The organism is Brevibacillus aydinogluensis, from assembly GCF_961514395.1.
Lineage (GTDB): Bacteria > Bacillota > Bacilli > Brevibacillales > Brevibacillaceae > Brevibacillus > Brevibacillus aydinogluensis.
Genome location: NZ_OY569118.1, coordinates 2592501 through 2605619 on the forward strand (window position 1 = coordinate 2592501; position 13119 = coordinate 2605619).

At 57.0% G+C, this 13119-nt stretch carries 11 protein-coding genes (1 of these 11 cut by a window edge); all 11 read right to left on the reverse strand.

Features of this window, described 5'->3' with window-relative positions:
• Positions 1 to 797 carry the 5' portion of an alkaline phosphatase family protein gene (locus Q7F15_RS12800; RefSeq protein WP_171565299.1) on the reverse strand. Its footprint begins 685 nt before the window's first position, so 797 of the gene's 1482 nt are visible here — the first part of the coding sequence; its start codon is at positions 795 to 797; its stop codon lies off the left edge, out of view.
• 110 nt (positions 798 to 907) lie between these two features.
• On the reverse strand, positions 908 to 2419 hold the full coding sequence (locus Q7F15_RS12805; RefSeq protein ID WP_171565300.1) for a S41 family peptidase: 1512 nt from the start codon (positions 2417 to 2419) through the stop codon (positions 908 to 910).
• The gene (locus Q7F15_RS12810; RefSeq protein WP_171565301.1) at positions 2416 to 4410 is read right to left on the reverse strand and encodes an S-layer homology domain-containing protein; all 1995 of its coding nucleotides are present in this window, start codon (positions 4408 to 4410) and stop codon (positions 2416 to 2418) included. Before Q7F15_RS12810 ends, Q7F15_RS12805 begins: the two co-directional genes overlap by 4 nt.
• Positions 4411 to 4520: 110 nt before the next feature.
• Positions 4521 to 5636, reverse strand: coding sequence for a Nif3-like dinuclear metal center hexameric protein (locus Q7F15_RS12815; RefSeq protein WP_212132398.1), 1116 nt, complete (start codon positions 5634 to 5636; stop codon positions 4521 to 4523).
• Positions 5612 to 6349, reverse strand: coding sequence for a tRNA (adenine(22)-N(1))-methyltransferase (locus Q7F15_RS12820; protein WP_171565303.1), 738 nt, complete (start codon positions 6347 to 6349; stop codon positions 5612 to 5614). Before Q7F15_RS12820 ends, Q7F15_RS12815 begins: the two co-directional genes overlap by 25 nt.
• Before the next feature lie 119 nt (positions 6350 to 6468).
• The gene (locus tag Q7F15_RS12825) at positions 6469 to 7608 is read right to left on the reverse strand and encodes an acyl-CoA dehydrogenase (RefSeq protein WP_212132399.1); all 1140 of its coding nucleotides are present in this window, start codon (positions 7606 to 7608) and stop codon (positions 6469 to 6471) included.
• Positions 7609 to 7769: 161 nt separating this feature from the next.
• Positions 7770 to 7934 carry a hypothetical protein gene (locus Q7F15_RS12830; RefSeq protein WP_171565305.1) on the reverse strand — a complete coding sequence of 55 codons (165 nt, stop codon included), beginning with the start codon at positions 7932 to 7934 and terminating at the stop codon, positions 7770 to 7772.
• Positions 7935 to 8001: 67 nt separating this feature from the next.
• A complete protein-coding gene (locus Q7F15_RS12835) occupies positions 8002 to 8907 on the reverse strand; it encodes a hypothetical protein (RefSeq protein WP_171565306.1) in 906 nt (301 codons plus the stop codon).
• Positions 8908 to 9038: 131 nt separating this feature from the next.
• Entirely contained in the window at positions 9039 to 10163 is a 1125-nt protein-coding gene (rpoD, locus tag Q7F15_RS12840) for an RNA polymerase sigma factor RpoD (RefSeq protein WP_171565307.1), read from the reverse strand.
• A 34-nt stretch (positions 10164 to 10197) separates the two neighbouring features.
• A complete protein-coding gene (gene dnaG / locus Q7F15_RS12845; protein ID WP_171565308.1) occupies positions 10198 to 12078 on the reverse strand; it encodes a DNA primase in 1881 nt (626 codons plus the stop codon).
• 193 nt (positions 12079 to 12271) lie between these two features.
• Positions 12272 to 13102 carry a pyruvate, water dikinase regulatory protein gene (locus Q7F15_RS12850; protein ID WP_249178960.1) on the reverse strand — a complete coding sequence of 277 codons (831 nt, stop codon included), beginning with the start codon at positions 13100 to 13102 and terminating at the stop codon, positions 12272 to 12274.
• Between the last annotated feature and the right edge of the window lie 17 nt (positions 13103 to 13119).

Below are 13119 nucleotides of genomic sequence, written 5' to 3' on the forward strand. Positions count from 1 at the left end.
TTACGCTCCAGCACCTGTTCCCAGGAACTGTAGCTGTCCAAAAAACGCACCAACTGCTCATCCACTTCGGCCAGGTGCTCAACCGCCTCATGCGGCGAGACGTGCAGCTTGTGGTCGTTCTCCGGGAGATAGATCAGGGTAAAATCCGGCTGTTGGCCGCTGTTGATCACTTCGATCAGGACGTCAATGGCGTACGTATCGTTGATGCCGTACCCCTTGGCGGCAGACTGGGCCCAATTCCACACAATCGGGCGAAACAGGGCAGGGCGGACCAGCGTGCCCAGGCTCATGATCGTGGGGCCGCTAGCTTTTTCGCGCAGGTTGAAGCGGGTAACGGCATCCAGCACGGGCGGCATGTGCACCTTGTGGCGTTTGTGCCCGCGGTGGGCAATCACGTTGATCGAGCCAGAGACAAGCCCGTTTTCCTCCAGCACCTCGTGTATCGTCTTTACGTCCCGACTGAGGTGGCGTTCGTTCAAGTCGAACAGCACGTTTTTTGCGCAGTGTTCAAAGCCGAGTTTTCCAACCGAAGCGGTTCCGTTTATGTAGTTGATCATCTCGTTCGTCTCGGGATCGTACCAGACCAGTCCCGGCACCTTGTGCTGATCGGGGTATACACCCGTGATAAGCGAACAGTCGACGGAAGCGGTCATGGTCGGAAACACGGTCACGCAGTCCGAAATGTACTGCCCCCGCTCCATGAAAAACTGCAAACCGGGCGCTTTCCCCATCGCCACGCATCGCTCCAGCACATCCGACATCATGGAGTCGATGAGGAAGAGGAGAACTTTTTTCATCCGTCTGTCTTCCTTGTCCGTTAGTAGTTGTCGCACATGTTAGTGTTTGTCTTTTCATGTGCTCTATACAAAAAGGAAAAGCCCTGCCGAAGAAGGCAGGGGCTTCAAATTCATCGGGACGCGGCCGGTATTGGCGCCGTGTAGACGAGCACCGGCTCGTCGTTGATTTGTTGCAGTTTAAGCGTTTGGTGCCGCTGCAGGTACGGAGCGATCGGCACGTACTCCTGCTCCCCGACAGCGGCCTCGCCGAGCAGCGTGGAGAGAACGGCCGTCCTCACCAGCCACTGGCCGTTTTCCCGTTTGAACAAGGGATCGACCGCAGGAAACGCGATGCCGTTTATCACCGTGTCGCCGTTTTCTTCCGTCAGGCGATACGTCTGTACATGAAGCGATCGCAGGGCTTCCACAACCTGTGCCGCGTAGTCCTCCACCGCAAGGTCCGGCTCCAGACCGACGTGATTGACCACGGTGTGCTTGGGAGTAAAGTACTCGTGCAGCGTCAGCTTCAGCGCATCCCCGTTGGACAGCGGAATGATCTGTTGTGCGCTGCCTTTCCCGTAGGTTTTGCTGCCCACCAGCACGGCAATGCCGTGTTCGCGCAGGGCCCCCGCCACCAGTTCGGATGCAGAGGCAGTCCCTTCATTGACGAGTATGCGGACAGGATACCCGACGTTTCGGCCGTTGCGAACCCAGGTCTCTACTTCCACGCCGTTGCGGTTGGTCGTGTACATCAACAGACCTTCTTCCATGAACAAGCTGGCCACGTCACGAGCAGTGGACAGGTAACCGCCGCTGTTGTCGCGCAAATCCAGGATCAGCCCTTTCAAGGGGCGAACGCGGGAAAGCTGCTCCAGCTTGTCACGAAGCTGTACGGCCGCTGCCGATCCGAAGGTGGACAGGCTGACGTAGCCAATCGCGCTGCCTTCAAACAGGTCTCCTTCCACCTCGGGCATCGTCACGGCAGCCCGTTTCAGGCGGACCTGTTTTTCCCGTTTTTCTGAAGGGCGGTAGATGGTCAAAACGGCTTCGCTGTCTTCTTCTCCTTGCAGCAAGGCGAATGCTTCCTCAAAACTTTTGCCCTTGAGGGACTTGCCGTCTACTGCCAGCAATTGATCTCCTTTCCGCAGTTCGGAAGCGGCAGCCGGCGATCCCGGCACGATGTCACGGATCACCAGCAGTCCATCCAGCATCCGCAGACGGAAACCAAAGCCGACAAACTGGTTTTCGACGTCCGCCGCAAACACCCGTAACTCGTCCCGGGTGAAATACATCGTGTGCGGGTCGTCCAGCGTGGCAAGCATCCCGTCAATCGCCCAGCGGTTCAGCAGCGATTGATCCAGTCGTGCGGTACGCTGCCATTCCGCCAACCGCTGCACCATCTCCGGCAGCGTGTCGTCATCCTCCGAAGGTTTCAGCGTCAGGTGGGCTTGTTTGCCTGCCTCCTCGCTGACGTGACTGAGCGCTCCCTGTACCAACTGCTTGGCAGTGGGCTTGGTCAAATGATTGTCCAGTACATATTGAAATACTTCTGCTGTCACCGCAAACGGCTGTTCCTCCGCCTGCACGGGGACGGAAACGGCCGTCAGAACTGCGGCGAGCAGGCCCATGATCAAGCGCTTCATCGTGTCGCCCCCTTCACCGCTTCGTCCGGAATGCGCACATGCACCTCATAGGGGAAGGAATACGTTTCCTTGCCCGCAAAAGCCACGTACTCCTCGGTATCGTAAATCTCTTCATAGCGCCAGACCCGCTGCACCAGCAAATCCGTGTCGCGGTCGATGTAGTACTTGTTCATAAACACCGGGATCTGCTTCACCTTGCCGGCCTTAAACGAGCGGTTCTTCACCTGCTCCACCAAAGCGGGCCCGGGAATCCACTCGGTGATGACGTCGTAACGGCCGAGTGACTGCTTGAAATAGCGGGCGTGCAGGAGTTTCGCCCGTTCCGCGACGCTGAGTTCGGGTACCCATTCGTAGAGGAAATCAGCCTCGCCAATGCTGCTTTTTTCCCAGACTCCGCGTTCAACGTCTCGTTCGTAATGCAGTTTCTTACGGAGGTCCGTATAGCTCTCCCACTTGTCCAGCACGAGCTGCTGCGGGGACTGGAAGATACCGGACGTGTGGCCGATCCGTTCGCGTTGGTCCACTTCCTGTGTGTACTTCAACAAAAAGCCGCGCAGAACGGCCTCCCCGCGAGCGATGTAGCCGTCCTTGTTGTCCATCCGTTTGAATGTATGCGCAAGGTCCGTAATCAGCGAAGGCTGCTGCCGCAGCACAGCCAACTCCTGGGACAGCAGCTGCGCCAACTGCTGGACTGCGTCTGCCGCATCGGAGATGTCCGGACTGGCCAGCAACTTCTCCGCTTCATCCAGTCGGTTGGTTTCCACCAGATAGTACACCGCGTTGAGCAGTGCCTCCGTCTTTTTGTCGGCAAACGAGCGGTAGCGGGCCAGGGCTGCTTCCGTTTTGCCGCTTTTCACTTCCAACGCGGCCAGGTAAACGGCCAGCGATTGCCATTCTTCGGAACCTTGCCGCACTTTCGGTTCGTAGCTGCCCAGACGCTCCAGGATCTGCCCGTACACCGCAGGGTCTTCTGCCCCCATTTGCACCGCGATGTCGTAGACGTTGGCACAGAGCAGGCGAAGCGTGTCGGGCAGAATGATCTTGTCGGCGAAATACGCGTCGATGGCCAAAAATGCCTGGTCCAGATTGTCCGCAAGCGTGGTCCCCGAATTCCAGCTCAGGTAGTAGTGCACACCGACCTGGTTGTCAAACGTGGACCCGGCCAGACGCTCCAGGTCTGCAAACGTCTCCTCGCTGTCTTCGTGGTTGCGGATCGCTTCCACCGCTTGGACAAATGTCTCTTCGTCCTTGGTCAGCTGATTGGTGTAAGCCGCGAACATCGGAAACAGTTCCTGAATCTCCGGAATCGCAGGAAACTTTTGGCCGTTGTAATCAAGCAACGGCAGCAGCAAGTCCCCCTGCATGGAGGCGAGCAGCCGGTCGGCCACGACGGCAGCCTCACCCCGCTTCAGCTTCTGCTCCGGCCGACCGTCCATCCAACCAGTTTTGGAAATATTCTGCCAGGCCTGCTCCCCGTCTGTGCCCATCGTGTACATCTGCAGCAGTTTGGCCGCTTCCTCGCGGGTGATAGGCTGGTTGGGATGCAGTTCCTTGCCGGGAAACACCTGTTGAATCGCCCCGGGGCCGTACAGGCGCTCCAGCAAAACAGAGACGCGCAGGATCGGATCGTACATCCAGGTCAGCCGGTCCACATCCGCGTATGGCAGATACGGCTCGTCAAACCCTTCTCCAAAGCCGTACGCCTCGTGTTCGGACAAAAAGGTGAGCGGGTACAAATGAAGCTGTCCCAGTTCGTACAACCGATCCATCAAAGCGAGAAACTCGGCCCGGCTCATCTCCCGTTCCGGATAGAAGCGGTCAATGCCGGCGCCTGCCGCAAACAGGCCGGCCTTCACCCCGCGAACAATCGCTGCTTTGGCCCAGTGCTTCCCGATGTCCTCGTACGGGACTTCGCTGGCGCGGGCGGTCACTGGGGCAAACAGCACCGAGGCGAGCAACCCGCACGCCATGATTTGGATAGTTTTTCGCACAAAAATCCCCCTATCGTTTTACTCACACGCACCTTCCGCAAGCCGTATCGGCGCTCCGCCTGCGGTCAAACAGCCGGCTTTCCGCCTGTCGGCGGGCGCGCGCGGCCTGCCTATACAAATTGGAACGGATCCGTGTGTACGGAGGAAGGAAATACTTCCGTCTGGTAGCCGTTTGCTTTTAATTTTTCCGCCAGATAGGAAGCCAGCTTCTCTTTCATGATTTTTTCAATGTTGTGGCCGGCGTCTATGATAAACAGCCCCTCCGCCTGCGCGTCGTGAGCAGTATGATAGCCGATATCGCCCGTCACGAACACGTCGGCTCCGCGAAAAATGGCTTTGGACACAAACGAGCTGCCATCCCCGCCAACCACGGCCACTTTGCGCACAGGGGCGTCCAGATCGCCGACGACACGAACGCCGGTAAGCGAGAAACGCTCCTTGATCTGCTCCGCCAGCTCACGCAGTGTCACGGGCTGCGTCAGCTTGCCGATTCGGCCAATACCCAACCGGGTGCCGGACGCCTCCAGCGGAATTACGTCGTAGGCAACCTCTTCGTACGGATGGGCGGCCAGCATCGCCTTGATCACGGCTGCCTGACGGGAAGCCGGCATTACTGTCTCCAGCCGGACTTCTTCCACCCGCTCCAGCGTACCCTGCTGGCCGATGTGGGGATTGGTTCCCTCCCGCGGCAAAAACGTTCCCGTTCCTTCCACCTGAAACGAACAGTGACTGTAGTTGCCGACCCAACCGGCTCCTGCCTCGGATACGGCCTGAAACACCGCGTCCCGATGGGAAAGCGGGACGTAGACGACCAGCTTTTTCAACGGCTCCTGATAGCTGACGTCCAGCACCTCCACATCGCTCAGACCGATCGCTTCGGCCAGCCAGTCGTTCAATCCGCCGGCGGCAGCGTCCAGGTTGGTGTGTGCCGTATAGACGGCGATGTCGTGTTTCAAGAGTTTTTCAAAGACCCGCCCGGCGGCCAGATCCGTGCGCAAGTGCTTGAGCGGCCGGTAAATCACCGCGTGGTGGGCAACGATCAGATCCACTTTTTCGGAGATGGCTTCGTCGACGACCTCCTCCAGCACGTCAAGGGCCACCATCACTTTTTTTACCTGCTTGTTCAACGTCCCGACGTGCAGGCCAATCTTGTCCCCTTCCACCGCCAGCGCTTTGGGGGCCAACTGCTCCACGTATTGGATTACGGTTTGTCCGTGTGCAAACATGCGATCACCTCGTCTAACCATTCCAGTTCTGCTTCGATCTGCCGGGTCCGTTCCGCCGCCTCCGGCTTGCGCGACCGCTGCAGTTGGGACAGCACCCGCTGCCACTTGTCCCGCTCCTGCTGCCACTTTTTCAGGAGGATCGGCGACTTTTCCTCCCACAGGAACGGACCGATGCGCAGCAGTTCGTCCCGGCTGCGCTCCTTCCCTTCGTACGGCTTGACCGGCTCGCCCCGCTCCGCCACAAGGATTTCGTAGATGATGCCGTCTTCTTCCAAAATGGATTCCGCCACCAGCTGCCAACCGTTTTCCAGCAGCCAGCGGCGGACGAGTTCTTCTCCCACATTGGGCTGCAGGATCAGGCGCTGGACTCCCTCCAGCTTGTCAGTCCCGGCTGTGAGTATCGAGACAATCAATTGACCGCCCATGCCGGCGATGCAGACTGCGTCCACTTCGCCCGGGCGAAGGACCGACAGCCCGTCACCCTTGCGCACCGACGCACGGTCCCGCAACGCCAGCGTCTGGATTTGCCGGAGAGCCGCTTGATACGGACCTTCGTTCAGCTCTCCGGCGATCACGAACGAAGCGATGCCCCGCACAAGCAAATAAGAAGCCAGTAACGCGTGGTCCGAACCGATGTCGGCAACGCGGGCTCCCTGCGGACAATAGCGGGCAATCGTCTCAAGCCGCTTGGAAATGATTAATGATGATGTCATACCTGTTCTTCACCTTCCATGTCCTTTATTCTACCCTATTTCTCCAAGATTGCCCAATGCAAAAAAGCACGAAAAAAACCCCGCCTTTTGACAAGGCAGGGAACACGTTCGCCACTTCATTAACAGCCGATTTCTCGGGCGATCACATTTCGCAGGATTTCCGAAGTGCCTTCGCCGATTTCCAGCAGACGGGCGTCGCGGAAGAAACGCTCCACCTGGTATTCCCGCATATACCCGTAGCCGCCGTGGATCTGGATTGCCTGATGGGTGACGGCCATCGCCACTTCCGACGCGTACAGCTTTGCCATTGCCGCTTCCTTGGTGAACTTTCGGCCGCTGTCTTTCAGCCAGGCAGCCTTGTACACCATATTGCGGGCCAATTCGATCTGCATCGCCATGTCCGCCAGCTTGTGCTGGATGGCTTGGAACTTGGAAATGGACTGACCGAATGCCGTCCGCTGCCGGGCGTACTCCAACGCCTTGTCGTACGCCGCCTGGGCGATACCGACAGCCATCGCGCCGATCCCGATGCGCCCGCCGTCCAGCGTGATCAGGAACTGCTTGAAGCCCTCGCCCTGCTTGCCGAGGATGTTTTCGTCCGGCACGCGAACGTTTTCCAAAATCAGCTCCGTCGTGTTGGAGCTATGCAGACCGAGTTTTTCGTAGTTGGCCAGCACCGTGAAGCCGGGCGAATCCGTCGGTACAATAAACGCGGTGATACCCCGCGAGCCTTTTTCTTTGTCTGTGACGGCCGTCAGCGCGACAAATTGGGCGTACGAGGCATTGGTAATGAAGCACTTCGACCCGTTGATCAGCCACCCGTCGCCGTCCCGCACGGCAGTCGTTTTCGTGCCGCCCGCGTCCGAACCGGCGTTCGGCTCCGTCAGGCCAAAGGCGCCCAAGCTCTCGCCGGAGCAGATTTTCGTCAGGTACTTCTGCTTTTGCGCTTCCGTGCCAAACAGGGCGAGCGGCGCCCCGCCCAGCGAGATGTGGGCCGAATAGGTGATCCCGGTCGAACCGCACGCACGGCTCAGTTCTTCGACGACAATGGCAAAGCTGACCGTATCCGCCCCCGCACCGCCGTACTCCTCTGGAAACGGCAGCCCGAGCAGATTCAGCTCGGCCAGCTGCTTGAAAATCTCAACGGGAAACGTCTTGGTGCGATCCCGCTCATCCGCTCCCGGTGCCACTACTTCATCGGCGAACGAACGGATCATGCTTTTTAGCATCCGCTGTTCTTCCGTCAGGTCAAAGTGCATGGTTGTCCGCCTCCTTGCAAGCGATTTTTACTCGATCATCAAGATGTCACCCATTCTGACTGAGCGTTTGTTCAGATGGTATCTCCATTATACATCAGCAAACTGTCGGATGTGTATGTTTTTTCTGAAAAGTATTGATCGAGAAAACAAAAAAAGCGCGCTCACCGCCTGCGCGCCCCGATAACAATTCCCGCCATGAACGAGAGAATGCCCAGAATGTATCCAATATTATAGGTCGGAACGTTGACCACTTTGGCAAACGTCTCGACGCCGAAGAACACGGCGGCCAACACGATGAATAGCAATACCCGCCATTTGGTATCCACACACTTCACCTCGCACGTTGCATGTAGCCCAATCGTACACCTTTTTTGTCCACCGGCCAAGCAGGCTCTACAGTCTGAGCCACTGAAACCAGTAGGACCGCGTCAGAAAAAACAGCACGGAACTTGCGAATACTTTGACAAACAGCAGGAGCTGGATGACGTCCTGCCGAGCCTGTGGGATGTAGAGGGACTGAATCTCCGCGCCAAACCAGATGATCATGCCGCAGACGGCGAGAACGCCTGCCCACTTCGGATGACGGCCGTGCAGCAAAAATCCGAACCCGGTCATCAGGCAGGCAATCGGCACCCAGTACAGTTCCGCCCGCCACCAGGCATACCCTGTCCCCACCCGCTCAAGCGTGGCCACTCCATACACCAGGCTAAGTCCGATCAGCCCGCAGTACAGCAGATACTCATAACCGAACAGAAACGCGCTGGCGCACCACAGCAGACAGACGACGGCCAGGTACGCGAGCAGGAGCGAAAGTGACCCTTCCCACTGATTCAGGATGTAGACCCCGCCGAAAATCAGCAACAGGGACGACAGCCCCAGCAACAGATGAGGCAAAGGTGTGGCAGACCGGCGGAAAATGAATGCCAGTATATAGAAGAGAACCACAAAAAAGGTAAAGATGGCAATTTGCATTAAGGGGGTGAAACGGTTAAAATGGAAAGCAAGTAAGATCATTCCTGCAAGCAGGCAGGCGCCCAACAGCCAGGCCAGGATCATCTTCCCCGATACGGGATGGTTGCTCCCGGACACGTACGGCCGCGTTGTTTTCGTCCCTCCCGCAGACGCCGAAGCAGATCCTGTTCCCTTCTCTCCTTCTTTGCCAACGGCAGCAGGAGTTGGCGGACAATCTCCTTCGGTGTACAGATTCAACAAGAAGATGCAGTAATGTTCAGGCAGCAGGTTGTTGCGCCGCCAGTTTTCGATCTCGGCGATGATGATGCGTTTGCGCCGATCGTCCAACGCGAGCCCCTCCTCACGACAGGTACTATGGTGGAGGGCAAACTGCAGCAGCCGTGGGCGCGTATCGTTTGCCCGTTGGAAAAAGAAAAGCCTACGCCGGCTTCACGTAGGCCACTTACTACCTATATCGGTTATTCGAGGAAATCTTTTAAGCGTTTGCTGCGGCTCGGATGGCGAAGTTTGCGCAGGGCTTTCGCTTCGATCTGGCGAATCCGCTCACGGGTCACGCCAAACACCTTTCCTACTTCTTCCAGCGTGCGGGTGCGACCGTCATCCAAGCCAAAACGCAGACGAAGCACGTTTTCTTCGCGATCGGTCAGCGTATCCAGCACGTCTTCCAATTGCTCTTTCAAGAGTTCGTAAGCGGCTGCGTCAGACGGTTCCAGCGCATCCTGGTCTTCGATAAAGTCGCCCAGATGGGAGTCGTCTTCCTCGCCGATCGGCGTTTCCAGCGACACCGGTTCTTGTGCGATCTTCATGATCTCCCGCACTTTTTCCGGCGTCAGATCCATTTTTTCCGCGATCTCTTCCGGCAGCGGCTCTCGTCCCAGTTCCTGCAGCAGTTGGCGGGATACGCGAATCAGCTTGTTGATGGTCTCCACCATGTGAACCGGAATGCGGATCGTGCGCGCCTGGTCGGCAATGGCGCGGGTGATGGCTTGGCGAATCCACCAGGTCGCGTAGGTGCTGAACTTGTATCCCTTGCGGTAGTCGAATTTCTCAACGGCTTTGATCAAGCCCATGTTACCTTCCTGGATCAGGTCGAGGAACAACATGCCGCGACCGACGTAACGCTTGGCGATGGATACCACCAGGCGCAGGTTGGCTTCCGCCAGACGCCGCTTGGCCTCCTCATCCCCCTGCTCGATTCGCTGTGCCAGTTTGATCTCCTCTTCGGCGGAAAGCAGAGGAACACGACCGATTTCCTTCAGATACATGCGTACAGGGTCGTTGATCTTAATTCCGGGTGGTACGGAGAGATCGTCGAAGTCGAACTCTTCGGTGTCCTCGTCTTTCATGATCAAATCGTCCACATCGTCGTCGTCATCGCTGTCGTTGTTCAGCTCGATTCCCTGATCGCTCAGATATTCAAAGAACTCATCCATTTGGTCCGAGTCCTGCTCAAATCCGGAGAGGCGTTCCATGATTTCCTTGTATGACAGCGCACCGCGTTTTTTACCCAACTCGACCAACTGTTCCTTCACTTGTTCAATGGACGCTGCTTCCAAGTCTGACGTGATGTTTTGTTTGTTCATCTACTATCCCTCCTTCCCCGGGAATGATCGGATGCTACCCTTCCTTTAAAGCATTTTCCAATTCAAGAATCTTCATCCCTATGACGGCTGCTTGAATTTCCAGTTCTCTGCGCGCTTCCTCGCTGTCTGCGGAGGAGGCTTGGAGGTGCAGGCTGCGTTGTTCTTCCCGCAGTCGCTCCAGCTCGGCGCGCTTCGGGTAGTGATTCACTTGCTTGATGTAGTCCCCGATCTCTTGATCAGATACCTCTTCTTTACACTCCATCATCGCCAATCCCGAGGCTAATTGCTTTAACGATTCATCTTGCAGGTAATGGATAAACTGTCCAGGGTCTTCCGGATGTCCTTCTGCGAAGTAAGCGTACAGATAGGCAGCCAGCGCGTCGTGTTCATCCACCTGAAAAGAGGCATTGCACTCTGTCTGGACGCGTTCTGCAATGTGCCGGTTTCGCATCATGTAGTACAGCAGCATGCGCTCGGCCGTATGGTAAGCGGGCGGCAGTGTTTTTGCGCGCGTAACTTTTCCATTATTTATACTATTATTCCATGCTGGCGATACTTTATCCCTGTGGCTGTTATTTTTTTGCTGTTTGTACAGCCGACGGGCCTCCCACTTGAGCGTGTCAAGCGAGATTGAGTATTCTTCCGCCAACTGCCGCAAATACAAGTCCCGCTCTACCGGGCTGTTCAGTTCGATGACGATGGCAAGCGCCTTTTCGATGAACCGCGCCTGGTCTGTCTCATCCTGTATTACGTGGCTGGCGCGCAAATGTTTCAAGCGAAACGCGGTCACCGGCATCGCCTGCAGCAGCACCTGCTGCGAAAACGCCTCCGGGCCGTGCTGGCGGATGTAATCGTCGGGGTCTGTTCCCTGCGGCAGCGGTGCCACCCGCACGATCAGTCCGGCCTCCTGCAGGATGTGAATCGCCTTGGCCGTCGCCTCCTGGCCGGCAGCGTCTCCATCGTAGCAGAGGACGACCTGTTCCACGTTGCGGCGGATGATCCGCGCCTGCTGCTCGGTCAGTGCGGTCCCCAGTGTGGCAATGCCCTGGTGAAAACCGGCCTGCCATGCCGAGACGACATCGACGTAGCCCTCAAACAGCAGCGCCTGCTTTCGCTTTCGCATGAAAGGACGGGCCCGGTGCAGATTGAACAAGTTGGCGCTCTTGTTGAACAGCGGACTTTCCGGGCTGTTTAGGTACTTGGGCTGTTTGGCCTGCTGCCTGGATGCAGAAGCGGTTTCCAGCAGCCGGCCGCCAAAACCGATGATGTTTCCCTGCGAATCGTGGATGGGGAACATGATCCGTCCGCGAAAGCGGTCAAAGATGTTGCCTGTTTCACTCTTGACCAAGAGCCCCGCTTCCACCATCTGGTCCAGGGAAAAGCCGCGCTTTTGCAGAAACTGCGTGACGAAATCCCACGAATCGGGCGCGAATCCGATCTGAAAATCCGCAATGGTCTGCGGCGAAAGGCCGCGCTTCGACAGATAGGTCATCGCTTCCTTTCCGTAGGGCGTTTCCGTCAGGACGTAATGGTACAGTTTGCCGACCAATTGGTGGGCCGAAAGCATCGCCTGCTTGGCCCGATTCTCCGGCGGATCGTCATCCTCCTTGGCGTGCGTCATGGGCAGTTCAATCCCTGCGCGTTCCGCCAGCTTGTGCAGCGCTTCGGGGAAGGTCAACTGCTCCATCTTCATTAAAAAGGAAAAGACATCTCCGCCTGCCCCACAGCCAAAGCAATGAAAAAACTGTCGCTCCGCGTTGACGTTGAAGGAGGGTGTCTTTTCCGAGTGGAACGGACACAGACCGACGAACGACCGCCCACTTTTCCGGAGCTGAACGTATTCTCCCACCACGTCCACGATATCCACAGCGGCACGGACTCGGTTCACAAAATCAGCTGAATAGGGACCAGCCATGTCTTTCCACCTTTTTAGAGAATCGCACAATGAGGATATTTAGTTCGTCAAAATTCGTCATTTTCCTGCTGGGAAATGCACTCTTTTCTACTTTTCCACATTTCCGCAGACAATAAACGCCGCGCAGCCGCATTCAAAAAGGAAGGACGGCTATCTATTCTTCTACAAGAAACGCCAAAACCCTTTTTTTCTTCTACTTCTTTTCGCCACGCAGCTTGTTTTTGCGAATGATTTCCAGGATGATGTTGGCCGTCTCCTCCACAGCCTTGTTGGAGACGTCAATCACCGGGCAGCCAATCCGCTTCATGATCCGCTGCGAATACGCCAGTTCTTCGTTGATCCGTTCCAGATTGGCGTAGTTGGCCTGTGCGGTCAGGCCCAAGGCCTTCAGGCGCTCGGTGCGGATGCTGTTCAGCTGCTCGGGGTTGATCGTCAGCCCGACACAGCGCTCCGGCGGGAGTTGGAACAGTTCCTCCGGCGGTTCCACTTCCGGCACGAGCGGTACGTTGGCCACCTTCAGCCGTTTGTTGGCCAGGTACATCGAGAGCGGCGTCTTCGACGTGCGGGAAACGCCGATCAGCACCACGTCAGCGCGCAAAAGTCCGCGCGGGTCACGGCCGTCGTCGTACTTGACGGCAAACTCAATGGCGTCCACCTTGCGAAAATACTCCTCGTCCAGGCGGCGAACCAGACCCGGTTTGCCAATCGGCGGCTCGTTGAGCATCACCTGCAGGGAGTTCATCAGCGGCCCCATTACATCGACGATAGGAATGGCGTGCAAGGCGGCCTGTTCCAAAATGTACGCCTTCAGTTCGGGCACCACCAACGTAAAAACGATCATCGCTTTCGATTCCTTGGCCGAAGCGATGATTTCGTCGATGGATTCCTTGTCTTCTATATAGGGGTACTTGTACACGTCGATCGCGAAACGGTCGAACTGGCTGGCCGCTGCACGGACGACCAGCTCGGCGGTTTCGCCTATGGAATCAGAGACGACATAGATGAGCTGTGCTTGTTGAACCATGTGTATCGCTTCTCCTC